This window comes from Streptomyces sp. CA-288835 (assembly GCF_050936385.1).
GTDB lineage: Bacteria > Actinomycetota > Actinomycetes > Streptomycetales > Streptomycetaceae > Streptomyces.
The window spans coordinates 1405623-1430486 of sequence record NZ_JBNJMW010000001.1 but is presented as its reverse complement, the minus strand read 5'-3'; the positions used below and the strand labels follow the sequence as shown (position 1 = coordinate 1430486).

Sequence of the window (24864 nt, the reverse complement as noted above, 5' to 3'; positions counted from 1 at the left end):
GGACCTCAGCTTTCCAATTGCTTCAGGACCTCGGCGAGGCTCGGCGCCTTCCGGTCCCGCTGGGACATCGATGTGACCGGCAGCGGCCAGGGGATGGCGAGCTCCGGGTCGTCGAAGGCGATCGTCACGTCCTCGGTCGGATCGTGCGGGCGGTCGATCCGGTACGAGGTGTCGGCGGTTTCGGTGAGCGCCTGGAAGCCGTGTGCGCAGCCCGCCGGGATGTACAGGGTCGCCTGCGTCTCGTCGGACAGCTCGAAGAAGGCCCGGCTCAGGTACGTCGGCGAGTCCGGCCGCAGGTCCACGACGACGTCGAAGATCCTCCCGTACGAGCACCGCACCAGCTTGGCCTCGCCGGCGCCGGAGCGCAGGTGCAGGCCGCGCAGCACGCCCCGGACCGAGCGGGACAGGCTGTCCTGGACGAAGGCGTACGGGTCGAGGCCCACCGAGCGGACCACGTCGGCGTCGAAGGTGCGGCAGAAGAAGCCGCGCTCGTCGGCGTACGGCGTCGGCTCGAACAGGTACGCCCCGGCGATCTCCGGGACTTCGGTCGCTTTCATGGGGTCTCCTGGCGAGTGCGGGCGTGGGCGCGGGCTCTGGCGTGGTCGGTCGTCGGGAACAGGGCCGCGGTCAACTCGGCGAATTGCTCCTGGAATTGACGGGCGGCGACCCGGTTCCGCTCGGCGAGGGTCCGCCGCAGCTCCGCCGACCGCCCCTCCAGCGCCCGGAATTGCTCCAGCAGCCGGTCGGCGTCGACCTCGTGAGCCGGGTGGCAGTACGCGCCGAGGCCCATCCGGTCCATGAGTGCGTCGCTCTTCGCCGCATAGCTGAGAGCGAGCGTCGGTGTGCCGACCTTCAGGGCGCAGACCAGGTTGTGGTACCGGGTCGCCACCACCGTGTCGGCAGCCGCCGTCTCCTTCATCAGGTCGGCCAGCGAGGCCGCCTCCGCGGCGGTGACCAGCGGCGAGTCCACCGCGTCCAGGATCGCTGCGACCACCGGCGCATCGCACGCGTCGCCGGTGAGCAGCCGGACCGGCCTGCCGTCCTCGACGAGTGCGCGGACGAAGCGGGTCGTCCCCTCGAGGTAGCGCCGGTGGATCTCCTCGGCTCGGGCGCGGTCGTCGTTGCCGCCGTGGAAGTCCATGACGCCGACGCAGACTTGGCCCGGCGGGCCGTCCGGGGGCGCGCTCGCCTCCGGCGTCGGAAGGGCGAACGCCAGGTCCGGGTAGACCTCGTCGCGTGTGGTGTTCACGCCCATCTCCCGCATGGCGTCCCGGGATTGGGTGTCGCGGTATGAGCGGTACGCGGCCAGTCGCGCCGACCAGCGCACCAGGGCCCGGGTCGGCCGGTTGCCGATCGGTGCGGCGCCGACTCCGACCAGCGCGACCCGGGTGCGCAGCAGTCGGCCGCTCGCGCAGAGCAGGAACAGCGAGTACGGGAAGCCCCACGGCCGCAGTGGCAGCGTGGCCTCCAGGACGCCCATGCCCGGCACGATCACCACGTCGTGCCGGCGCACCCAGGTAGCGGTGCGGACGGCGTCGACGAGTTTGCCCAGTCCCTTGCCCGCGATCGCGCCCGCCCGCGACGCGGTCCGGTACTCCCCGCGGTACCAGTGCAGCCGCGTCGCGGGGATCCCGTACCGGGCCGCGACGACCTCGGGCCCGCCGCACAGCGCGTCCACGACCGCCTCCGGGTGCTCGGCGCGGAGGTACCCGAGCACGGCCTCGAGCGATCCGTCGTTGCCGAGGTTGCCGGAGCCGAGCAGGCCGAACACCCCTACGCGCACCGGGGCTTCACCCGCAGACGTCATGCCTGCCTCCCTTCACGACCCTCACGGCCCGCGACGAGGGCGTCGACGGAGACGGTGAGCTGGTCCGGGTCGACCGGGGCGCGGTCCTCGACCCGCTCGCCGGCGCCCGGCCGGGCCCGGCTGGTCATCCACGCGGCCAAGTGGCGGTAGCACGCGCGCCGGTCGGCCGAGGACAACGGCGCCCGCCGGATCGCCGAGACGAAGCCGAGGACGTACTCGGCGAGCAGCCGGGGCGTCGGGTGCAGCGGGCCGGCCCGGCGCGGATCGAGGTTGACGCACCGGGAGCGCTTGGAGGGGTTCGCCCGCTCGGCGCGGGTGGGGTGGTCGCGGCGGAAGTACAGCAGCTCCGGCACCTGGTGGAAGGGCCCGTGCAGGCCGATCTCGGCGACGAACGTGCGGTCCGCGTGGTGGTAGCTGTCGTGCGGCTTCACCCGGCGCAGCACGTCGGCCCGCATCACCCCGTAGAAGTCGTCGCCGCCGGGCTCGAACAGCATGCTGCGGAAACGCTCGGGCGCGCTCGGCGAGGCGGTGGCGAGCGTGTACTCGTACGGGACCTTGACCTTGCCGTCCTCGTCGATGACCGCCTGGTCGGCGTGGGCGAGGATCACGTCGGGCCGCGCGTCCAGCGCCTCCACGCAGCGCCGCAACAGGTCCCGGGCGTAGAGGTCGTCGTGTGACGCCCACTTGAACAGCTCGCCGCGGCACTCGGTGAACACGTAGTTGTGGTTCGGCGCGGCGCCGATGTTGCGGAGCAGCCGGATGTACCGGATGCGCGAGTCCTGCGCGGCGTACTTACGGCAGATGTCCTCGGTTCCGTCGGTCGAGGCGTTGTCGGAGATGACCAGCTCGAAGTCCTCGTAGGTCTGGCCGAGCAGGGCGTCGAGCGACTCGGCGAGATACTCCTCGCCGTTGTACACGGGCAGGCCGATGCTCAGCCGGGGATGGGCGGTCATGGCGTCCTCACTTCACGGATGGAATCTTGGTGGCGCTCGCGCAGGGCGGACCGCAGGTGCAGCCACCACACGGCGGAGCCGGTGACGGTCGCGGCGGCGACGCCCCACGCCGAGCCGACCGTTCCGGCTACGGCCGCCCCGCCGAGCCCGCCGCTGACGTAGCAGGCGAAGGCGAACAGTTGGGCGCGCAGGCTGTGGCGGGCCGCGCCGAGCGCGCGCAGTCCGGCCGCCGCGCCGGTGCCGAGTCCCGCGCCCACGACGCCGAGAGTGACCGGCACGATGAGCTCCGAGGCAGCGCTCCAGACGCCGCCGAGCACGAACTCGCCGAGCCGGTCGGGGACCAGCAGCAGCGCACCGCCCCAGAGCAGCGCGGCGGCGGCCTGCCCGCCGCCGAGCAGGAGGCAGAACGCGCCGAGGCGGTGCGGGGCCCGCCGCAGCACCCGGGCCGCCTCCGCGACGGTGACCAGCGAAAGACCCATCAGCACAGCCATGAACGGGCCGAGCAGCAGCTCGGCGCCCCGGATCACGCCCACCGCGCCTACCCCGACGATCGCGCCGAGTCCGTACACCCGCAGTTGGCCCGCGCCGCTGCTGCTGACGTTCTCGACCAGGTACCGGTAGCCGAGGTCGCGGTGCGCGCGAAGCCAGTCGCGCACACCGGTCAGATGGGGCTGGATGCCTGACTGGAAGCAGCCGTACACCGCGGCCACCGCGGCGGACCCGCCCCAGGCGAGTACGAAGGCGGACACGCTGCCCACGCGGGCCGCCACCACCATGGCCGGGATGAGCGCGATGCCCCACACGAGGTCGTTGACGAACGCCTTCCGCCCGGTGCCGGCGGCGAAGAACGCGAACCGCCATGCGTCCTGCAGCAGCAGCCCCGGCAGTACGACTCCGAGGCAGGCGAAGGCGGTGCCGATACGGCCGCCGACGCCCAGCCCGACCACCAGGCACACCGTGCCGAGTGCGGCACTGACGCAGAGCGCGGTACCCGTCGACCGGGCCACCGCCGCGCGCCAGGACGCGGTCGGCACACCGCTGAAGCGCACCACGAGCGGGTCGGTGGCCAGGCCGCGCGAGACGTTGAGCACCACGCCGTAGGTCACCCAGGCGAGGCTGAACACGCCGAACGCGGTCACGCCCAGCGAGCGGGCCACGTAGATGCCCACCGCGAAGTTGGACATGCTGGAGGCGGCCTGGTCGGCCAGTCCCCAGGACAGCCGGCCGGCGAGGGCCCGCTTGGCGTTCGCCGACTTCGGTCTCGTCCTGTCCCCCTCGGTGGTCATCGGCGTCATGCCTTGATCAGCCCGGCGCCGTGCAGGGCGTCGGCCGCGGCGGCGACGGTGTCGAACGGCAGCCCGGAGCACTCGGCGACGTCCAGCAGACTGTGCTCGCCGTCGGAGAGGTTGAGCACCCAGAGCATGGCCATCTGGGCCTGCTTGGTGTCGCTTCGGCCGCCGAGGGCGTCGTACAACCCGCGCCGGCCCAACTGCGGTTCGCCGTAAGGGCTGAGGTTGAGGTACCGCCGGTTGCGGTCAAGGACGGCGAACGCCTCGCGGCAGACGGCGAGCGTGTCCGCCATCGCCTCGGGGGAGACGAAGTCCAGGTTGTCCGCCGAGGTGTGGTACTCGGGGTAGCCGGCGTACGGGGTGCGGGTGAGCGAGCCGACGCCGAGGTTGAACCCGGGCGAGCAGTACTGCCGCTCGTCGTAGCCGTACGGAGTGAACTCGGTGACGCGGTGCGGGCGTTCGGAGGCGGCCAGCACGTGCCGCATCACCCGGTCGATCTCCGCGTCGCCGCGCCTGCTCTGCTTGTACGTCAACTGGCCCGGGTCTCCGGCGCAGGCCAGCACCAGGCCGTGCTTGACCCGTTCCACCCGCTCCTTGTTGCGGGCCAGCCAGGTGATCGCGCCGATGGTGCCGGGCGCGAAGATGAACCGGTAGGTGTAGTACGGCGGTTGCTCCTGCTCCGCCAGCGCCCGGGCCAGATACGTGGCCACCGCGATGCCGGCCAGGTTGTCGTTGGCCAGCGACGGGTGGCAGACATGGCAGGAGACGATCACCTCGTCGGGGACCTGCCCGGGGACCACGTGCTCGGCGTAGGTGAGGTGGCCGTCGGCGAGGGTGGAGTCGATATGCACCTCGTACTCGCCGTCCGGCATCGCGTCCAGGGTGTTCTGGGCCAGGCAGAATCCCCAGTCCGGCTTGTAGTAACTGGTGCGGTACGGCACCCAGTTGGGGTGGTCCGGCAGGGTGTGCAGGTGCGCGCGCAGCTCGGACAGGGGCATGGTCGCCGACACCGGCACGCTGTAGCCGAGTACGTGCAGGCTGGACGCGGCGAAGTCGACGACCCGGCGGCCGGTGGAGTCGGCGATGTACGCGTCGCCGATGTTCCACTCCTGCGGCACGGTCCAGTCGAGCACCTGCGTCCCGGTTGGCACCTCGTGCCTTTGGAGCGGGATGTACTCGCCGACGATGTCCAGGGTGGCGCGTACGCCGTCGCCGGTGATGCTCCGGCACAGCGGGTACGTCCGCTCCACCAGGGCGTACATCTGCTCGCCGAAGCCGGTCTCGGTCACGGGCGCCACCGCAGGGTGTCGTCCACGGCACCGGCCTCGGACGCCGCGCGCAGCACGGCGAGACGCGTGAAGCGTTGCTCGAAGTCCTCCCGGGTCAGCCCGAACTTCCGGTAGGCGTCGGCGAGTTCGAGCGCGCCCCGCTTCACCGTCCACTCGCAGTCGAAGCCGGGGATCGCGGCGCGGAACCGGGAGAAGTCCACCCGGTACGACCGCGGATCCGCACCGTTCTCCCCGGTGATCACCACCTTCGAGCCGTCTACCGCCTCGGCGACCTGCTCGGCGATCTCGGCGACCGTGACGTTGTTGATCTCGCTGCCGATGTTGAACGCCCGGTCGTGCACCGCTTCCCGCGGCGCGGTCAGCGCGGCCGCGAAGGCCCGTGCGATGTCGGCGGCGTGCGCCAGCGGACGCCAGGGGGTGCCGTCGGAGAGCACCCGCACCTCGCCGGACAGCAGCGCGTGGCCCACCAGGTTGTTCAGCACGATGTCGGCGCGCAGCCGGGGTGAGTAGCCGAAGGCGGTGGCGTTGCGCATGAACACGGGGGTGAAGTCGCCGTCGGCCAGCGCGTGCAGGTCGTCCTCCACCCGCACCTTGGACTCCGCGTACGGGGTTACTGGCCGCAGCGGAGCATCCTCGCCCACCAACTCGTCGCCGCCGGCGGCGCCGTACACCGAGCAGGTCGACGCGTACAAGAAACGCTGCACTCCGGCGTCGCGGGCCAGCCGGGCGAGGCGTACGGACGCGTGATGGTTGATGTCATAGGTGAGTTCCGGCGCCAGCGAGCCCAGCGGGTCGTTTGACAGGGCGGCCAGGTGGATTACAGCATCCACGCCTGCCACGTGGTCGGCCGTGACGTCGCGCAGGTCCACCCGCTGACCCGGCGGGTCCGCGGGCGTCGGGCCGAGGACGCAGTCGGCGAACAGGCCGGCGTCGAGGCCGACGACTTCGTGTCCGGCAGCCGTGAGGACCGGGGCCATCACGGTGCCCAGATAGCCCTGGTGTCCGGTCAGTAGTACGCGCAAGGTTCAACCCCCCAGGTTGAGCGTGAGTTTGGTGACGGCGAAGGCCTCGGCGTAGCGCGCGTGGCATTCGATACCGCGGATGCGTGCGAGGCCGAGGAAGGCTTCCCGGTCGTACCAGGGCCGGTGCCGCTGCGAGGGGTAGTGCTCCTGCAGCAGTTGCACCTTGTGTTCGGCGATCTCCGGGGACAGCGGCTGGTAGGCCGCCGGGCGGCCGAGATCGCCGTCCCACTTGACGATCTCGTAGCCGAGTACGAGGTGGTCGCGGAAGGCGGTGGGTATCAGCTGCGCCAGTCCGCGGTGGTCCTGGTGCGCGTCGTCGGTGCGCGGGGCCAGGATCAGGTCCGGGTCGGTCTGGGCGCGCAGCTCCTCGACCGCGGCCTTGGCCTCGTCCCAGTGCACGGGCATCCGGCCGTCCGGCAGCTTGAGTACGGTCAGCCGCAGGTCTGCGCCCGGGCAGAAGGCGGCGAGTGCGGCCCGCTCCTCCTGCTCGCGCTCGCTGCCGCCGCCGGAGAGCACGAGTGCGTCGACACGGAGACCTGGTCGTGCGTGGCACAGCGTCAGCAGCGTGCCGCCCGCGCCGATGGCGATGTCGTCGCAGTGCGCGCCCACCGCGACGATCCGGTCCAGGCGCCCGGCGCCGAGCCGGATCACGCGCTCACCCCTGCGCCGTCTCTGCTGCCGGTCGCGCCCGCGCCGTCCCGTTCCCACACGGCCCACGGGCGGTCGCCCCGGGCGTAGGCGGTGTCGAGCGCGGCCCGCTCCTTCACGGTGTCGGTCGGCTTCCAGAAGCCACGGTGCTGGTGCGCCACCAACCGCCCCTGCTTAGCCAGTTGGGCGCAGCCGTCGGCGACCAGGTCCCCGTTCTCCGGGATGTGGTCGAAGATCTCCTGGCGGAGCACGAAGTAGCCGCCGTTCTCCCACAGCGGCAGATCGCTCACCGCGGTGATGCCTCCCACCAGTCCGTCCTCGCCCAACTCCACGCAGTGGAACGAGGATTGCGGCGGCACCACCATCATCGACGCACCGGCGTCGCGCTGTGCGAACCGGTCGATCATCTCGGGCAGCGGGGCGTCGGTGAGCACGTCGGCGTAGTTGGCGAGGAACATCTCGTCGCCGTCCAGGTGGTGCCGCACCCGGCGCAGCCGCTCCCCGATCGGTGACTCGATGCCGGTCTGCGCGAACGTGATCGTCCAGTCGGCGATGTCGGTGGATAGCAGCTCGGTGCGCCCGCCGCGCAGCACGAAGTCGTTGGACACCGTCTCCTGGTAGTTGAGGAAGAAGTCCTTGATGTGGTGGGCCCCGTAGCCGAGGCAGAGGATGAACTCCCTGTGCCCGAAATGGGCGTAGTAGCGCATGACATGCCAGATCAGTGGTCGCGGGCCGACCATCGCCATCGGCTTGGGTACGTCGTCCGCGGCACCGCTCCGCATCCGCATCCCGTAACCGCCGCAGAACAGTACGACCTTCATGCTGTGCCCTTTCGAGACGCGACCTCGACAACGCTCAGTTCCGGTATGGGAAAGACAAGCCGGCCGCCCCAGTCGTGCACGAACGACAGCTGCTCGACCAGCTCGGCCCGCAGGTTCCACGGGAGGACGAGGACGTAGTCCGGTTTGTCGGCGGCGATCTGCTCGGGCGGCAGGATCGGGATGCGGGTGCCCGGGGTGAACCTGCCGTGCTTGTAGGGGTTGCGGTCGACCGTGTACGGGAGCAGGTCGGGGCGGATGCCGCAGTGGTTGAGCAGGGTGTTGCCCTTGCCCGGGGCGCCGTAGCCGACGACCGTCTCGCCGCGCTCGGCTGCCTCGATGAGGAACTTGAGGAGGTCCCGGCGCACCTTGGCCACCCGGGCGGAGAACTCGGTGTATCCGGACAGCTCCTGCAGTCCGGCGGCCTTCTCCCTGGCCAGTACGTCGGCCACCCGCTGACTCGGTTCTCCCGCCACCTCGGCCGGCCGGGCCCACAGCCGGATGGAGCCGCCGTGCGTGGGCAGCAACTCGACGTCCACGAGGGCGAGTCCGCCGCTTGCCAGTGCCCTGGTCGCGGACGCGACCGTGTAGTACTGGAAGTGCTCGTGGTAGATCGTGTCGTACTGGTTGTCCTCGATCAGGCTCAGCAGGTGCTGTACCTCGATGGAGACCCAGCCGTCGTCGGCGACCAGCGCGCGCAGCCCCTGGGTGAACCCGACCACGTCGGGGATGTGCGCGTACACGTTGTTGGCCACGACCAGGTTCGCCGGGCCGTGTTCGGCGCGGACGGCCGAGCCCGTGTCAGGGCTCAGGAACTCCGTGAGCGTGGGCACGCCCGCGTCCCGTGCCGCGGCGCCGACGTTCACCGAGGGCTCGATGCCGAGGCAGCGGATCCCCCGGTCCACCACATGCCTCAGCAGGTACCCGTCGTTGCTCGCGACCTCGACCACGAAGGCGTCCGAGCCTTTGGTGTCCAGGGCGAGCCGCTGTACGGCGTCGTCGACGTACGTGCGCGCGTGCTCCACCCATGAGGTCGAGTACGAGGAGAAGTACGCGTACTCCTTGAACGTCTCCTCCGGCGTGATCAGCGGCGGGATCTGCGCCAGCCAGCAGTCGGTGCAGACCCGCAGGTGCAACGGGTACGCCGGTTCCGGCAGATCCAGTTGGTCCGCGGCGAGAAAGCTCTCGCACGGCGGGGTCGCCCCCAGGTCGACGACGCTCGCCAGTGTCGCCGAGCCGCAGAGTCGGCATCGTGTCATCTACTGCCCCCCATTGATTCCGTCCCCCATTGATTCGGTCCGCTTGCTGCCGTCCGACCCGCGATCGCGGTGCGGTACTCGTCCACCAGGCGCCCCAGCCCGACGGCGGGGCTGAAGCGCTGCTCGTAGCGGCGCCGGGCCGTCTGGCCCATCTCCTGGTTGCGGTCCGGCTCGGCCGCGATCCGGCGTATGCACGACGCGAGCGAGGCGGGCTCGCCCGGGCGGTGCAGCAGCCCGGTCACCCCGTCCTCGACGAGTTCGACGAAGGCGCCGTGACCGGCGGCGACGACCGGGACTCCCGCCGCCATCGCCTCCACGACCACCAGGCCGAACGCCTCCAGCCACGTCGAGGGAGCCACCACGGCGACCGACCGCGCGACGGCCTTCCGGCTCTCCGCCGGGTCCAGCAGGCCGACGTAGCGCACGTCGTCCCGGCCCGCCGCCCAGGCGGTCACCTCTTGCTCCAGTGGTCCCGCGCCGGCGATCACGAGCGGTACGCCCACACCGCCGCTCGCTGCGATCTCGTCCCACGCGGCCATGAGCAGCCGTACGCCCTTGGCCTCCGCGAGCCGGCCGAGATAGAGCAGATGCTCGGCGTCGCCCGCTCGGCAGACGCCCGGCTCCGGCACGAAGTTGTGCTTCACCACCAGCCGCTCGGCCGGCATGCCGGCCCGCACCAGGATGTCGCGTTGCGTCGCGGAGAGGCAGAAGAACCGCTCCACGCCGGACCACCACCGCTGCCGGTTGACGGACAGGCTGACCGCGAGCGGCACGGTCGCAAGGCGGGAGTTCCGGTAGCAGCCGTGCCGGACGGCGGGCAGTGGCGTCGACCCGACGCACTCGGTGCACGGCCGACCGTCCCGTTGCAGTGTGCCGGGTGGGCAGACCTGGGTGTAGTTGTGCAGCGTGGCGACGGCGGGCACGCCGGCGTCGGCGCAGGCGGCGAGGACCGCGGGGGACAGGAGCGGGAAAACGTTGTGGAGGTGCACCACGTCAGGGCGTGAGGTGCGCAGTCGGGCGGCGAGCTCTTTGCGGACCGCCGGGTTCCACGGAACAAGGAGTGGCACCGCGGCCTTGCCGAGGAGGGAGCGCCCGGCGATGTCGTCGCTGCGCCGCTCGAACACCTCGACCCGGTGGCCGGCCGCGCGCAGCAGCTCCACCTCCTGGTCGACGACCTTGTTCTCCCCGCTCGGCTGTCCCGAGGAGTAGTGGTTGTGCACCACGAGGATGTGCATGCTCAAGGTCACCTCCGGGCCCAGCGCGGGATACGTCGTTGACGGACTGCGGGCGGTTGACGGATTGCGGGCGTCGCGAGGGGCGGGACCGCGGCAGGTGCCGCAAGGAGCGAGGCAGCCAGGGCCAGATGCAGCAGATACGGCGAGGCGTCGCCGAGCCCGGCCTCGGTGTACGACGCGATCGCGCAGTAGCTGATCAGGAAGATCGCGCAGGCCCTCTGCAGCGACGGTGGTCGCAGCAACGCGACGCCGGACAGGACGACGATGATCGCCGCCACCAGGATGACGCCGATCAGACCCTGTTCTTGGTAGACGGCCAGCCAGCTGTTGTCGATCGGCAGCCCGCCGAACGACTTGTCGCCCAAGCCCACGCCGAACAACTTCTCCGAGGTCGTCCGGGGCGCTGCCAGCAGTGCGTCCCAGACCTTGGCCCGGCCGGTGAGGCTGGTGAAGTACTCCTGGCTCTGTCCGCGCAGGAACCACGCCTGGAGCGCGGAGGCGAACCCCACCGCGGCCACCGCGGACACCAGTACCGCCCAGGCGAAGAACCGGCGGGCGGCGGCGCTGGTCAGGACGAGCGAACCGATCGCCAACGCAAGGCCGATGAGCAGGCCGACCGTGGCCGTGCGGGTATGGGTCAGCGCGAGCAGGACGAGTGACGGCACGATGACCATCACCGCGCTGCCCCTGGTGGTTCGGCCGCCCATGACGAGCAGCACCGTGAGCCCGATGATCACTGCGGCGTACTGTCCGATCTGCGGCGGGGTGAGCGGCCACAACGCGCCGACAAGGCGGCCGCCGTAGGTCTCGGGGAGGGCCGCGCCCGGGGAGATGAGCAGGCCGGCGGCCGCCGACCCGAGCACCAGGAAGTACATCCGGATGTGGTGCCGGACGAACGACAGGCTGCCGTCCCACCAGCGGCTGAGGAGCCACAGTGTGCCGATGAAGAGAGCCAGCCGGGCGCAGCGGAACAGCGCGCCGAAGCCGGACTCCAGTTGCAGGCTGGAGATCATGCTCGGCACCAGCAGCAGGGTGAGCAGGAACACGAAGGCGCTGGGTCGGATGCGCAGCCGGAGGTTGACGGCGAGCGCCAGCGTGAACGCGGCGAGCAGCGCGCCCATGGTGAGCATCTGGATGAGGGAGCGGGGCAGCGGGATGATGGTCTTCGCCCCGGTGGAGCCGAGCGTGTTGAGGATCAGCAACCCCCACACGACACCGACGATCTTCGGTGTGCCGGCAGGACGCGGTTCGGCGCCGGGCTGGGTGCCGGCAGGGCGCGGTTCGGCGCCGGACCGCGTGCCCGCCGTGTCCGGTCCGCCCGGCAGCCCACCGCGCCGCAGGTCCCCGCCCATCTCAACCACCGGCCCGTGGGGCGAGGGTGCTGCCCGCGTCCTGCTGATAGGTCTTGCCCTGCCACTGTCCGAAGCCGAGTACCCGGCTCGGGTCGTGGGCGACGAATTTCCATGGTCCGCGGTAGACGTTGTCGTACCAGCGGTTCTGCTGCTTGCCGGTGATCGCGTCAGCCACTCGCTCGCCCTTGTACGGCGACCAGTCCGGATAGGTGCCGTAGTTGGACAGCACCGCCATGCGGTCGCACTTCGCCGTGCACTTGACGACGGACTTGTCCAGCACGAAGCGGTTGTCGTGGATGTCCACCCGCTGGGTCTTCCACCGGCAGTCGCCGTAGAGCGGTGGCTTGGCGATCGCCGGCTGCACGCAGCGGTCGGTGTCCCGCGCCAGCAAGGTGCAGTCACCGGACGAGGTGTTGGCCGGGCTGTTGCAGAACCGGTCGGCGTTTTCCCACAGGGTGATCCCGGACCAGTTGTTCTCCAGCACGTTCCGGTAGATCTCGATCTTGTCCGTGCGGGCTTTGATCCGTGGTTCGCCGCCGGACTCGGACAGGTAGACGGTCGCGAACGGGAAGTCGTCGCCGCGGGCGGCTTCCCTGCGGCCCTCGACCCAGTTGTTCCGCCGGATCTTGTTGTTCCGGATGACCGCGTTGTAGCTGGTCTCGTAGATCAGCGCGGCACCGTCGTTGGCCTCGATCACGTTGTTCTCGATGCGGAAGTCGTTGTTGTTGGTGTCCGCCCACAACCCTGTTCCGCGGTTGTCGTGCACCCAGTTGCCGCGTACGTCGGCGCCGTTGACGGCCCAGAACTTGATGCCTCCGGTGCAGCCGCAGCCCTCCCGCCGACGTTCCCAGTCGCCGGTGTTGTTGCCCACGATCTCGTTGCCCTCGATCACCAGGCCGCGGAGAGAGTCGCCGGCCTTGTACGCGTTCATGCCGTACTGGCCGTTGTCACGCAGACAGCTGGCGCGGACCTGCTGGCGGGCACCGGCCATCAGCCCGGCCCCGGAGTTGTGCTGGACCGTCGCGTGCTCGATCACCCACCCGTCGGCCGAGTCATGGTTGACCACGCCCTCGTCGTGCGGCGCGACGAAACGCTGCACGGTCAGGTAGCGGATGGTGACGTTGCGGGCACTGCCGCCGAACGCGTACTGGTTGGTCTTCCGGCCGTCGAGTACCGCGCCCGGCGCGCCGAGGTAGCGGTTCCCCTCCTTGGGGATGACCTGGGCATAGCGGTCCGGGTCGAGCCTGTGCTTGCCCGGTCGAAGCCAGAACGTGGTACCTGGAGGGCTGCTCGTCGTCTTCTCCGCCAGGTCACCGACCACCTTGGGGTCGACGGTCACCGCGCCCGCCGGCGCCTTCGCAGGACCGGCCGCCGGCTTGGCGCACACCCGGGCCGCGGACGCGGAGGGTGCCCCGGAGGCCGAAGACGTTTCGGTCGGCTTCGCCCCGGTGTCCGGCGTGCTCGTACAGCTGGTCGCCGCCAGCACGACCAGCGCCAGCGGTGCCGCAGGCAACGCCCAGTGTCGCCACTTGATCCCCACACGCCCCCCTAGCCGCGGAACCTGAGCATGGTGGTGAACCTCTCCATGCCTTCGGCGAAACCGGTGCCGACCAGCGTTGTCGAGGGCTCCTTGCGCCCGAATCCGGCGGAGTACCAGCCCAGCGGCGGATCGGTCTCGCCGCGATGCGCCCGCCAGCTCAACTGCCCGGGCAGGTCGAGCACCGCGGAACGGTCCTCGCCGTCCCGGGTCCAGGTCAGCTGTGCCCGGTTGCCCGTCAGATCCGCGGTGACCGCCGGGCCGAGATGGAACGCCAAGTGCACGGCCCGGCGCTGGGTGTGTTGGCCGCGGACCTCGTCGACGACCATCAACTCCCGGCTCGCGGGGGTCAGTTCCACCCGGCGACGGTGCACGGAAGGCTCGTAGCCCTCGTGCTCGGCACACCAGCGGGCCACGCCCCCGTCGGAGGTGCCGGATGTGTCCACGGTCAGGACGCGGCTGCGGGCATGCCGGGTCCACAGGAACGGGCCGCCGGAGGCGGACTGGTCACCGCCGTCCAGCTGCAGGGTGTTGTGGCCGAGGGTCGACCGGAAGTACTGCCTCCACTGGGGTTGCCCGTGGTAGCAGTACGTCCCCGGGTCGGCGAGCACGTCGACCCCGTCGTGCCGGACCTCCACGGACAGCGCGTCCGCGTGGGCGTGCGCGGCGATGGACAGGAAGCCGTGCGGACCTCCGTCGCAGCGGCACCAGATCTCTCCCGGTCCGCGCAGGATGGTGAGCCCCGCGTCGGCGAAGTGTGCGGGGCGGCTTGCCGGCCGGGCCACGGTCGGTTCAGTGGGTTTGATGAGCGCGGTCAGCAGCGGGGTGCGTACGTCGGTGCCGGTCACCTCAGGCCACCAGGCGAGCCGGCCGAACACGGCGTCCCCGGTGGCCAGTAGCGAGGCCCAGCGGTTGGTGCCCGCGCCGTCCACGATCAGACCGTGCCCGTCGTCCGCGTCGCCCTGGCGCGGCGGCCGCAGGTGGCTGTCCACGATGGCCGCGAGCGCGTCGGTCATCCGCAGCAGTACGAGGCGTACGGTCGCGGGGACCGGTACGTCGGCGGCGTCCGCCTCGGCCACCGCGGCCAGGCCCAACTCCAGTACGAGCCCGTGATACTCGGTGGCCAGCTCGCGGTTGAGGCCGGAGGCGAAGGTGTTGCCGCGCAGGTGTCGCTCCAGCGACCGCAGCGCGTCGGCTCGCCAACGCGCCGAGGAGGGGAACCAGTTGAACGCGCAGGCCGCGGCGAACTGTCCGGCGGCCTCGGCGATGACGTGGTTGTTCGCCGACGACCCCCGACTGGGGAAGGCGGCCAGCCAGCGCTGGTGGTGCCAGATCTGGTTCAGCGCCACCGGGTTTCCCTCGAACAACTCGGCCGCGCCCGGCCAGCCGTCCAGCAGCCGGCGGATCCACACCCAGGACAGCAGTCGGATGCCCAACTCGATGCCGCTGATCCAGTGCACTCCGCGCAGGGGTGGGTTGGCCGCCCACCACGACCGCAGGTGCTCGGCCACGCGCTCGGCGTACCGCTCGTTCCCGGTGATCGCGTAGGCGGCGGCGAGCTGGGTGAGGTACTGATGTCGGGACAGCTCCCAGATCTGCTTGATGTCCCCGACCGCCTCCTCGTTCCGGTACGGCACGTCGAAGGCGTAACCCCACGGCGCCCGGCGCCCGGTCTTCGGATCGCACCACCAGTCCGGGTCGGTCAGGTCGTCGCGGACCACCCCGAAGTACTCGACGTGCCCGTACATCAGCCGGTCCGCCTCGGCGACGAGACGCTTCGCGGCGTCCGGTGGCACAGCGGCGATCGTCCCGGCGGGCAGGACCGCGGTGAACCGGGCGCCGGTCACGCTCGGGCAGTTGGGCCGCGCCGACCGCCACCGCCGCCTGCGCACCGCGTCGCCCACCCGGCCGCCGACCTCCCGCGGTCCCATCCGGGACAGCCGCCGCAGATACCAGCCCGCGCTCATCGTCATCGCGGCCCTGCCAGCGTCACCGGGGCACCGGCCGCCAGCCCGGTCTGCACGGCGAGGGTGGCCGCCGTGGTGGCGACCAGCGACTGAAGCGGCACCGGCATCGGCCCGCCGGTCCTCACCGCCTTGATGAACGCGGCCAGTTCGGCGTTCTGGCCCTTGTCCCGGGCCTTGGGCAGCCGCGAACTGACCCACTTCTTGCGCCCGTGAACCGAGGCACGCACGAAGTCGTCGAGCCGCAGCACCTTGCCGTCGGCCACCAGGTCCAGCGTCTCCTTGGGGAAGCCGGGCGCGCCGGTCGTGACGTAACTGATGGTGGCGGTGGACCCGTCCGGGTAGCGCAGTACGACCTGAAGGTCCTCGTTGCCGGACGTGGCGACCGCGTACACCGAGACCGGGTCGGCGTCGAGCAGCCAGCTCGCCGTGTCGATGAAGTGCCCGCCTTCGCCTGCGAACCGCGAGCCCTCGGTGCCCTGTTGGAGGTACCAGCTGCCGTGCTGCAGCCGGCCCGCGTTGACCAGGTAGCGCAGGCTCGCTGGACCGGTCCGGGCGCCGAAGCGCGTCCTGGCCTCCTGCAGCAGCGGTGCGAACCGGCGGTTGAAACCGACCTGCAGCCGGTCGTTGCCGGACTCCTCCACCGCCGCGAGTACGCCGGCCAGCTCGTCCTCGGTGAGGGCCAGGGGCTTCTCCACGAACACGGCCTTGCCGGCCAGCAGCGCCTGCCGGGTCAGTTCGGCGTGCGAGCTGTGCCGGGTGACCACGAACACCGCGTCGATGGACTTGTCGTCGAGTACGGCGTCGAGATCGGTGGTCGCCTCGGTGAAGCCGAACTTCCGCTGCGCGTTGGCCCCGGACAGCGCCGTCGTGGTCACGACGGTCGACAACTCGACGCCGTCGCGCTGTGCCAGGTGCGGCAGCAGCATCGACGTCGCGTAGTTTCCCGCGCCGACGAACGCGAGGCGTACTGGCGTCTTGGCGGCCCGGGTCGTACTCGGCTTCTTTCTTACGGCGGGCAAGGCCACCGCCGGGGCCTCCGCCTCCTCCGCTTCCCCCGCCTCCTGGGGGTACCGGAACAGCACGGCCACGGCCTTCAAGTCGCCGTCCTTCAGGCTCTGGTACGTCTCGACCGCGTCGTCGAAGTCGGCGACGTGGGAGATCAGGGGCTCCACGTCGACGCTGCCGCGGGCGACGAGGTCGAGGAAGCACGCGAGGTTGCGGCGCTCGGTCCAGCGCACGTAGCCGATCGGGTAGTCCCGCCCCTCCAGCTCGTACCCCGGGTCGTAGCGACCGGGGCCGTACGAGCGGGAGAACCGGACGTCGAGTTCCTTCTCGTAGTACGCGTTCCACGGCAGGTCCAGGCGGCACTTGCCGATGTCGACGACCCGGCCGCGGTCCCGGCTCAACTTGGCGGCCAGCTCGACGGGTTGGTTGCTGCCGCCGCCGGCGGCCAGATACACCTGGTCCACGCCGTGACCGTCGGTGAGTTCGGCGACGGCGGCTTCCACGGCCGCGGACGCGGGATCGCCGCAGGCCGCGGCGCCCAGGCGCTCGGCGAGCTCGCAGCGCACCGGGTCGGGGTCGGCGCCGACGACGCGCACTCCCGAGGCGGCGAGGAGCTGCACCACCAGCTGCCCGATCAGCCCGAGGCCGATGACGAGGGCCACTTCGCCGAGCTGCGGTTCGCCTTGGCGGACGCCCTGCAGCGCGATCGACCCGACGGTGCCGAAAGCCGCGTGCCGCGGCGCGAGGCCGTCCGGTAGCGGGGCGTAGAGGTTCTTCGGCACCCAGTTCAACTCGGCGTGCAAGGCGTGCTCGTTGCCGGCGCAGGCCACCAGGTCGCCGACCTTCACATCGTCGATCCCGGCGCCGACCTGCTCGACCACCCCGCACAGCGAGTAACCCAGCGGCGTATAGGAGTCCAGCTTGCCCATCACCTTGCGGTAGGTGGCGGGCACTCCGTTGGTGGCCACACTCTGCATGACCTTGGCCACCTGGTCAGGGCGGGAGCGGGCCTTGCCCAGCATCGACATGCCGGCCTCGGACACCTTCATGAGCTCGGTCCCGGTGGAGATCAGCGAGAAGGCGGTGCGGACCAGAACACCGCCCGGCTTGCACCCCGGTACCGGCACGTCGAGCACCGCCAGCTCGCCGCTCTTGTAGTTCTGTACAACCTGCTTCACTCGAACTCCTCTGATTCCTAAGTCGTTTACCGAGTGCTCTGACCGGACCCAGAGCCGGACCCAGAGGTCGCGTCGCGATACCAGTACTCGAGGGTCAGCACGTGCCACAGATGCTTGGAGAAGTCCCGCTGTCCGGCGGCGTCTTCGGCGACCATCCGCGCCAGCGCGTCACGGCGCAGCAAGCCGGAACGGACGAGCACGCCGTCGTTGACCACCTCGCGCACCAGCGGGGCCAGATCCCGGCTCATCCAGGCGCGCAGCGGGGCGCTGAACAGGCCCTTGGGCCGGTACACGATCTCCCGGGGCAGGACCGAGGTGGCCGCCTCCTTGAGGACGGCCTTGCCCTGCCGTCCGACGATCTTGCGGTCGCCGGGCACGGCGAACGCCGCCTTGACCACCTCGACGTCCACGTACGGCACCCGCACCTCGGTCGACGCGGCCATGCTGGAGCGGTCCGTGTAGGCGAGGTTCAGGCCCGGCAGGAACATCCGGGCGTCGGTCAGGCACATGCGGTTGACGAAGTCGTCGAGGTCGTTGTCCTGGTAGACGTCCGCGTGCTCGGTCAGTACGTCGTCGACCGTCCCGGCCAGGTCCGGGTCGAGGAGGGCGAGCAGCTCATCCTGGTCGTACATGGTGTAGCTGCGTCGGAACGCGGTCTCCTCCGGCAGATCGGCGAAGGAGAGGAACCGCTTCGCGAAGCGCACCGACCGGTACCCCCGGCGGGCGGTGGCGACCGGCAGCCGGTCCACGGCCGCGGACACCCCTCGCCGCAGGGGTCGCGGGACGCGCTGGTAGCGCAGCGCGATGAGATTGGCCAGGTGCTTGCGGTACCCGGCGAACAGCTCGTCGGCGCCCATTCCCGAGAGCATCACCTTGACCCCGGCCTCCCGGGCGGCCGTACAGATCAGGTACGTGTTGATCGCGGCGGGGTCGCCGATCGGCTCGTCCAGGTGGTACGTCATCTGGGGCAGCAGGTCGAGTACGTTCGGGGCGATCTCGATCTCGTGCAGGTCGACGCCGAACTGTTGGGCCACTTGCCGGGCGTAGCGCAGGTCGTCCGGCATGGCCTCGAACTTGGCGTCCTCGGCGCGGAATCCGATCGTGTAGGCGGAGATCCCGGGCTGGTGGCGGGCGGCCAGCGCGGTCAGGTAGCTGGAGTCGAGGCCGCCGGAGAGGAAGGTCGCCACGGGTACGTCGGAGAGCAGGTGCTGCCGGGTCGACTCCTCGACGATGGCGGCCAGGTCCGGCCGCTCGCCGCTGCGGGCCCGGTCCCGGCCCTCGGCGGCGACGTCCTTCAGGTTCCAGTACCGGCCGCGCTCCACCCGGCCGTCGGGCCGGCACCGCAGCCAGCTTCCCGGCGGCAGCTTCTCCGCCTCGCGGAACGCGCAGCGTGAGTCCGGCACCCAGTAGTAGAGCAGCGAGGCCACCAGCGCCGCATGGTCCACCTCCAGCTTCCCGCCGGTCGCGGCGGCGAGCGCCTTGAGCTCGGAGGCGAACACCAGGCCCTCGCCGCGCCGGAGCAGGAACAGCGGCTTGATGCCCAACTGGTCGCGGGCCAGCACCAGTTCACCGGTGCGCTCGTCGAAGATCCCGAACGCGAACATGCCGCGCAGCCGGGGCAGGCAGTCCGTGCCCCAGCGCCGCCAGGCCTCGAGGAGCACCTCGGTGTCGGAGGTGCCGCGGAAGCGCACTCCGGCGGCTGTCAGCTCGGCACGCAGCTCAGGCGCGTTGTACAGCTCGCCGTTGTACGTGAGCGCGAGGCCATCCGAGACCATCGGCTGGGCGCCGGTCTCGGACAGGTCGATGATGGCCAATCGGCGGTGCCCGAGCTGCACTTCGCCGTCGCCGACGGGGTGGCCGTACCGGCCCGCCCCGTCCGGACCGCGGTGGGCGAGGGTGTCGGTGAGCCGGTCGGTCACGGCCTTCCCGTCCGGCCATCGGTAGGTGCCTGCGATGCCACACATGTCCTACCGCGCCTCCTGGTCGCTGTCCGGGACGCCTGCGGCCAGACTCGGCACCCGCTCCGTCCGCACCCGACGTGTCCCGTTCTGCCGGACCAGCCGCTCGTTGTGGCCGCGCAGCGCGGTGCCCAGCCCGTCCCACAGCGTGCCGTCGGTACGGTCACGCGGATCGGGGTCGATCAGCACCACGCCGATCACCGGAATGTGCTGGTCCGCGAGCTGCCGCGCCACGGTGTGCAGCCATGCGGCGCTGCCATGCCCGGCCCGTACGACGAGCACGGTCTGGGTGCCGAGGTACTGGAGGTCGGTCCACGCCGTACCCGGTGTCACCGAGCCGACGCCGAGCCGGCGCTCCTGAGGCGACTCGGCCGCGGCTGGCTCGCCGCTGACCACGGTCGGGTCTCCTGGCTTCGGGCGGCGCTTTGCGAGCTGCGGGCCGGGCAGACCGTCGGTGACGACCACCGGCCCCTCCGCCATCAGTGCCTTGGCGACGTCCAGGGCGAGTCGGCTCGCGTGGCGTGCACAGCCCAGTTCCAGCAGCGACACCGGTTCCACGGAGCCACGTACGGTGCGGGCCAGGCTCGTGGTGAGCCGCTCGCGTGCCATCCGGGTCCGTCGGCGCCGCCACCACTTGCCCGATCGGTGGGGCAGTTCCGCGATGACCGAGGCGCCCAGGTTCGCGGCGATGTCCCGGCGCAGTACGGGGCGGTCCGCCACCACCGTGCGGACCGCGGCCAGCGCGAGCCCGAGGACGAGCCCGAGGACGAGTCCGATCCCGGCGTTGGTGGCGGCGGCCTTGGGCAGGGAGTGCTGCACCGCGCGCGGGGCGTCCACGATCTGTGTGCCGGCGATGACCTTGGGCGTGCCGGTGCGCGCCTCGGCGGCACGCTGGTCGAAGTCGGCGATGCGCGAGTCGAGTTCGGCCCGGCGGGCGTAGAGCGTCTCGATGCTCGCGGACTCCTTCGGGTCGCTCTCCGTCTCCGGCGACCGGTCGCCGATCTCCTTGTTGACCTCGGCGAGTTCGTCCCGCATGCGGTCCCGCTGGTCGAGCAGGGCCTTGGCCTCGGCTGTCGCGGTCTCCCGCATCCGCCGCCCATGGTCCGTGACGAACGCGTCGGCCAGGGCCTTGGCACGGGCCACGGCTTCCGCGTCGCTGTCACCCGTCACATCGATCTGCAGCAGGTTGTTGGTCAAGCCGGTGCCACGGTAGTCCCGCATGAAGTCCGCCGGGTCTTCCGAGGAGTTGAGGGACTGCAGGGCCTTGCCGGCGATCCGCGTGGTCTCCAGCACGGCGACGTCGGTGCGGATCAGCGTTCCCATGTCGTTCGGCTGGTCCTCCGCATGCGCGACCAGCACCTTGGTCACCGCGCTCGGCGGCGGCGGCATCAGAACGGCCACCGCCGCACCGGCCAGCAGGCCGAGCAGCGCCATGGAGCACCAGAGGCGGCGGCGCCTGCGCACCGACACCACCAGCGCCTGCAAGTCGAAGAGCGGAGTGGCTGCCGACGACTCCGAAGTCGTACGCGTCGTCATGCTGAACCTCCCGTCGCAGAGCCGCGAACCGCGAGCGCGGGAGTGCCGTTCTCCAGCGCCTGGTCGACGGACGGTGTCGTACGGGCCGAGACCGGGGCGGCGACGACGACGCCGACGACCTCATGCCCACCGTCCGCACACGCCTCGGCGATGCCGGCGAGCTCCTCCGCGGTCCAGTTGCCCGCGCTGAGGACGACCAGGGCGCCGGACTCGGTGTCGCGGTCCGGCACGATCGGCCGGTCCACCGAAACCTCCACCACCCGTAGCAGCGGATCGCCGTCGGCCTCGGCGGCGAGTTGTCCGGCGGCTCGGCGGGCGATCTCGTCGCTGTCCGGTACGACCACCAACAGCCGCCGGGGGGCGGGCGGTTGGTCCCGGAGGCGAGCGCACACCCGCCGGTAGCGGATCCGCCTGCCGGCCTCGTCGCCGGACCTCTGCGGGGTCGGCAGGTCCCACCGGGTGTCGACGCCGAGGAGCCGGCGGAACCAGGCCCGTGGGCCACCGTCTTCCGGCCGGTGCGCGCCGCGCCGTTCATCGGGCACGTCGACGCTGCCGAGCAGCCCCGAGCCCAGTGCCGCGGCGATCTCCGGTTCGGTGCACAGCCGGCGATTCATCCGTGCGGCGGCGAGATGGCCGATGACCGCGAACAAGAAGAACAACAGTGCCCCGGCGACGATGAGTTGGATCCTCGTCGGCGGCGCCTCGCCGGCCGGCCGGGCCGCCGGCCCCATGACGACCATGCCGGCCATGGCGTTCGCCGGGTCGGCCTGATCCAGCTTCGTCATGGCCTCCTCCAGCGAGGCCCGCAGCCTCTCGAGCGTGGTGCGGGCCTGCACGCTCTCCACGGTCTGCCCGGGATCGGCCGCCTCGGCCAGGTCGGTGATACGGCGGTTGGTCTCCTCGATCTTCTTCCGCAGCGCCTCGGGCGCCGTGGCCGCTTCGGAGTCGGTGCTGCCGCCTGCGATCCGCGCGGCGAATTCGACGAATTCCTTGGCCACTTGGTCGGAGAGCTGCTGCGCGCGCTGCGGCGTTTCGGCCGTACCGGAGATCTTGATGATGTTCCCGTCGGCGGCCTTGGCGCTCACTCGATCCCGCAGCTCGGCGCCGCCGACGCCCGGCCAGCCGAGCTCGGCGGCCACGCGGTCGGCCACCGTCGAACTGGTCGCGATATCCACCTGAGTCAGCAGCTCGCGCTCTTCCCACTGTCCCGGCAGCAGAACCGATGCCGAGGTCGTGTAGCGCGGCGGGAACACCAGCGAGGCGCCGTAGCCGACGAGTGCGCCCACCACGGCAAGGGTGGCGAGCAGCCGCCACCGCCGTCGGAGAATCCGCCCGATCGTGGCCAGGCGGATCGGGTCATCGTTCAACGGCGCGGCCTCTTCCCTGTGCGGACCGGGTCGCCCGTCGACACCGGAGTGTGGTCACGGCAGGCAGCGGCGTACGCGGCGAGCAGTGAGGCCTGCGAGTTCCGCCAGGAGAGCGGCCCGCTGATCCGCTCCTGGCCGATCTTGCCCATCCGGGCCCGCTGCTCCGGATCGTCGAGGAGCAGCGTTATGAGCTTGGCGAATTCGGCCTCGTCGTTGGCGGGCGCGTAGACGGCGGCGTCTCCGGCGGAGACGCGCGCCTCCTTCAGGTCGAACGAGACGATCGGCCGGCCCATCGCCATGTACTCCAGGACCTTGTTCATGGTCGACACGTCGTTGAGCGGATTGCGCGGGTCGGGGGAGAGGCATACGTCCGCGGTGGACAGGTAGCGCACCAGGTCGGCGTCCGGAATGCGTCCGGTGAACTGCACCTGATCGGAGAGCCCGAGCCGCCGGGACAGCTCCACCATCGCGTCGAAGGCGTCGCCGGAGCCGACGAACACCGCATGCCAGTCGGTACGCCCGAACTCGTCGCGCAGCTTCGCGAGGGCGCGCAAGGCGTAGTCGACGCCGTCCTGGGGGCCCATGACGCCGAGGTAGCACAGCAGATGAGGCTTGCCGCGCTTCAACTCCGGTTCGGGCGGCACCGGTTGGAACCGCTCGATGGCGGGTGCGCTGCGCACCACGAACACGTCCTCGGGCCGTCGGCCGCCACGGCTCATCGCGACGTCCCGATAGCTCTCGTTCGTGGCGAGGACGACGTCCGCGGCCCGGTAGGTCCGCCGCTCCAGCGCGCACACGGCGCGGTAGAGCAGATCCTCGCCGCGGTCGAACCGGGACAGGTACAGCTCGGGTACGAGGTCGTGCTGGTCGAAGACGAACCGCGCGCCGCGCCGCTTCAGCCACAGCGCCGGCAGGAACAGCAGATCGGGCGGGTTACAGGCGTGGACCACATCGACCGGGCCGACCTTGCGGGCCAGCCGGGCCGTATGCCACAACGCCGATCCGTACTCCCGCAGATAGCCGGCCGGTCCTCCGGTGGCCGCGCGCAACGGGTAGCGGTGGATCCGCACCCCGTCGATCACCGCCTCCGGTTCCGTGTCCCGTTTCTCCCCGCGGGGACAGATGACGTGCACCTCCCAGCCCGCGTCGCGCAGCGTCGTGCACTCCTGCCACACCCGCCGGTCGAACGGCACCGAAAGGTTCTCCACCAGGATCAGCGCGCGCCGGCCCGGCCGGTCGCCGCCGGCGTGGTCATCGAACGATGCGTCATCAAACGATCTGTCACCAAGCAAGGCCCACGTACCCCGGTTCGGCCCGGCGCGCTTCGGCGTCGGGAAGGTGGATGAGGTCGACGATCACCGGGCTGTCGCCATGGGGCAGCGCCGAAAGGACGGCCGGATCTTTGGTCCCGACCAGGCACACCTCGGCGTGCTCCAGCACCTCGTCGACGGATTCCGCGAGCAGTTGGGCGAGGTGCGGCAGCCGGGTCTCGATGTACTCGCGGTTCGCGCCGATCAGCCGGGAGAGGCTCACATTGGCGTCGTAGATCCGCAGGTCGTACCCCTTGCCGAAGAGCCGCTCCGCCAGCTCGACGAGCGGGCTCTCGCGGAGGTCGTCGGTGCCGGGTTTGAAGGACAGCCCGAACATTCCCACCCGGCGTTTGCCGGTGCGCTCGACCAGCTCCACCGCGCGCTGCAGATGGTCGGAGTTGGAGGGCAGCACATGGGCGAGGATGGGCACCGAGATGTCGGCCCGCTGCGCCGCGTGGACCAGGCTGCGCAGGTCCTTGGGCAGGCAGGAGCCGCCGAAGGCGAAGCCGGGCCGCAGATAGGCGGGGCTGATGTTCAGCTTGCGGTCGGCCAGGAACACGTCCATCACCTGGTGCGAGTCCACCCCGAGCGCCTGGCACACCGCGCCCAGCTCGTTCGCAAAGCCGATCTTGAGGCCGTGGAACGCGTTGTCCGCGTACTTGATCGCCTCGGCCGTCGGGACCGGCACCCGGAACACCTCGCCGGGCAAGCCGTCGTACAGCGTCGCCACCGCGTCGCCGCTTGCCGGGTCCAGCTCGCCGATGACGGTCTTGGGCGGGTCGAAGAAGTCCCGCACGCTCGTGCCCTCGCGCAGGAACTCCGGGTTGACCGCGACCCCGATGTCCACCCCGGCCGTGCCGCCGACGTTCTTCTCCAGGATCGGCACCAGCAGGTTCAGGCAGGTGCCGGGAAGCATGGTGCTGCGGAACACGACGGTGTGCCGCCCACCGCGCTCCGCCAGGGCCGCGCCGATCTGTTCGGTCACCCGCTCCAAGTACGTAGTGCACAGGCTGCCGTTGGGCTCCGACGGCGTGCCCACGCACACCAGCGACACCTCGCTGTCCGCGATCGCCTCGCGGACGTCGCCGGTGGCGCGGAGTGCTCCGGTCCGTACGACCTCGGCGATGAGCTCGCCGATCCGCTCCTCGACCACCGGGGCCTTGCCGTCGTTGACCAGGTCGACCTTCACCTGGTTCACGTCCACCCCGATGACCTCGTGACCCATGCTGGCCAGGCACGCGGCAGATACGCAGCCCACGTAGCCGAGCCCGAAAACGCTGACCTTCATGACCCGTCCCTCCCCCTAGGCAGGCCCTCGCGGCCTGCGGTCCGCG

General features: G+C 71.0%; 19 protein-coding genes. All 19 read right to left on the bottom strand.

Annotation, left to right across the window (positions count from 1 at the left end):
• Window positions 1-5: 5 nt before the first annotated feature.
• The 19 genes from rfbC to ACQEVY_RS06460 are packed head-to-tail and all read right to left on the bottom strand — an operon-like array spanning window position 6 to window position 24818.
• Window positions 6-557 (bottom strand): dTDP-4-dehydrorhamnose 3,5-epimerase, encoded by a 552-nt coding sequence (gene rfbC, locus ACQEVY_RS06550; RefSeq protein ID WP_432945759.1) that lies wholly within the window; start codon window positions 555-557, stop codon window positions 6-8.
• Window positions 554-1807: a polysaccharide pyruvyl transferase family protein gene (locus tag ACQEVY_RS06545; RefSeq protein WP_432945757.1), complete on the bottom strand. Its 1254-nt coding sequence runs from the start codon at window positions 1805-1807 to the stop codon at window positions 554-556. Before ACQEVY_RS06545 ends, rfbC begins: the two co-directional genes overlap by 4 nt.
• Window positions 1804-2760, bottom strand: a complete 957-nt coding sequence (locus ACQEVY_RS06540; protein ID WP_432945755.1) for a glycosyltransferase family 2 protein — start codon at window positions 2758-2760, stop codon at window positions 1804-1806. Before ACQEVY_RS06540 ends, ACQEVY_RS06545 begins: the two co-directional genes overlap by 4 nt.
• A complete protein-coding gene (locus ACQEVY_RS06535) occupies window positions 2757-4046 on the bottom strand; it encodes a hypothetical protein (protein ID WP_432945753.1) in 1290 nt (429 codons plus the stop codon). Before ACQEVY_RS06535 ends, ACQEVY_RS06540 begins: the two co-directional genes overlap by 4 nt.
• 5 nt (window positions 4047-4051) lie before the next feature.
• Window positions 4052-5347 carry a DUF4910 domain-containing protein gene (locus tag ACQEVY_RS06530; RefSeq protein ID WP_432945751.1) on the bottom strand — a complete coding sequence of 432 codons (1296 nt, stop codon included), beginning with the start codon at window positions 5345-5347 and terminating at the stop codon, window positions 4052-4054.
• Window positions 5335-6360 carry an NAD-dependent epimerase/dehydratase family protein gene (locus tag ACQEVY_RS06525; RefSeq protein ID WP_432945749.1) on the bottom strand — a complete coding sequence of 342 codons (1026 nt, stop codon included), beginning with the start codon at window positions 6358-6360 and terminating at the stop codon, window positions 5335-5337. The genes ACQEVY_RS06530 and ACQEVY_RS06525 overlap by 13 nt, the downstream gene beginning before the upstream one ends.
• Before the next feature lie 3 nt (window positions 6361-6363).
• Window positions 6364-7011, bottom strand: coding sequence for a PIG-L deacetylase family protein (locus ACQEVY_RS06520; RefSeq protein ID WP_432945747.1), 648 nt, complete (start codon window positions 7009-7011; stop codon window positions 6364-6366).
• Window positions 7008-7829, bottom strand: coding sequence for a glucose-1-phosphate cytidylyltransferase (locus ACQEVY_RS06515; RefSeq protein ID WP_432945745.1), 822 nt, complete (start codon window positions 7827-7829; stop codon window positions 7008-7010). The genes ACQEVY_RS06520 and ACQEVY_RS06515 overlap by 4 nt, the downstream gene beginning before the upstream one ends.
• Complete coding sequence (locus tag ACQEVY_RS06510; RefSeq protein WP_432945743.1) at window positions 7826-9085, bottom strand: class I SAM-dependent methyltransferase; 1260 nt, start codon at window positions 9083-9085, stop codon at window positions 7826-7828. Before ACQEVY_RS06510 ends, ACQEVY_RS06515 begins: the two co-directional genes overlap by 4 nt.
• Complete coding sequence (locus tag ACQEVY_RS06505; protein WP_432945741.1) at window positions 9082-10320, bottom strand: glycosyltransferase; 1239 nt, start codon at window positions 10318-10320, stop codon at window positions 9082-9084. Before ACQEVY_RS06505 ends, ACQEVY_RS06510 begins: the two co-directional genes overlap by 4 nt.
• Before the next feature lie 8 nt (window positions 10321-10328).
• Window positions 10329-11672, bottom strand: coding sequence for an O-antigen ligase domain-containing protein (locus ACQEVY_RS06500; protein WP_432945739.1), 1344 nt, complete (start codon window positions 11670-11672; stop codon window positions 10329-10331).
• 1 nt (window position 11673) lies between these two features.
• Window positions 11674-13212, bottom strand: coding sequence for a right-handed parallel beta-helix repeat-containing protein (locus tag ACQEVY_RS06495; RefSeq protein WP_432945737.1), 1539 nt, complete (start codon window positions 13210-13212; stop codon window positions 11674-11676).
• 8 nt (window positions 13213-13220) lie between these two features.
• Window positions 13221-15182 carry an alginate lyase family protein gene (locus tag ACQEVY_RS06490; protein WP_432945735.1) on the bottom strand — a complete coding sequence of 654 codons (1962 nt, stop codon included), beginning with the start codon at window positions 15180-15182 and terminating at the stop codon, window positions 13221-13223.
• Window positions 15179-17359 carry a bi-domain-containing oxidoreductase gene (locus tag ACQEVY_RS06485; protein WP_432945733.1) on the bottom strand — a complete coding sequence of 727 codons (2181 nt, stop codon included), beginning with the start codon at window positions 17357-17359 and terminating at the stop codon, window positions 15179-15181. The genes ACQEVY_RS06490 and ACQEVY_RS06485 overlap by 4 nt, the downstream gene beginning before the upstream one ends.
• Window positions 17360-17385: 26 nt before the next feature.
• Window positions 17386-19323 carry an asparagine synthase (glutamine-hydrolyzing) gene (gene asnB / locus ACQEVY_RS06480; RefSeq protein ID WP_432945731.1) on the bottom strand — a complete coding sequence of 646 codons (1938 nt, stop codon included), beginning with the start codon at window positions 19321-19323 and terminating at the stop codon, window positions 17386-17388.
• Window positions 19324-19326: 3 nt separating this feature from the next.
• Complete coding sequence (locus tag ACQEVY_RS06475; RefSeq protein WP_432945729.1) at window positions 19327-20853, bottom strand: Wzz/FepE/Etk N-terminal domain-containing protein; 1527 nt, start codon at window positions 20851-20853, stop codon at window positions 19327-19329.
• Window positions 20850-22220, bottom strand: coding sequence for a Wzz/FepE/Etk N-terminal domain-containing protein (locus tag ACQEVY_RS06470; protein ID WP_432945727.1), 1371 nt, complete (start codon window positions 22218-22220; stop codon window positions 20850-20852). The genes ACQEVY_RS06475 and ACQEVY_RS06470 overlap by 4 nt, the downstream gene beginning before the upstream one ends.
• The gene (locus ACQEVY_RS06465; protein ID WP_432945725.1) at window positions 22217-23512 is read right to left on the bottom strand and encodes a glycosyltransferase family 4 protein; all 1296 of its coding nucleotides are present in this window, start codon (window positions 23510-23512) and stop codon (window positions 22217-22219) included. Before ACQEVY_RS06465 ends, ACQEVY_RS06470 begins: the two co-directional genes overlap by 4 nt.
• Window positions 23502-24818: a nucleotide sugar dehydrogenase gene (locus tag ACQEVY_RS06460; RefSeq protein ID WP_432945723.1), complete on the bottom strand. Its 1317-nt coding sequence runs from the start codon at window positions 24816-24818 to the stop codon at window positions 23502-23504. The genes ACQEVY_RS06465 and ACQEVY_RS06460 overlap by 11 nt, the downstream gene beginning before the upstream one ends.
• Window positions 24819-24864 lie beyond the last annotated feature (46 nt).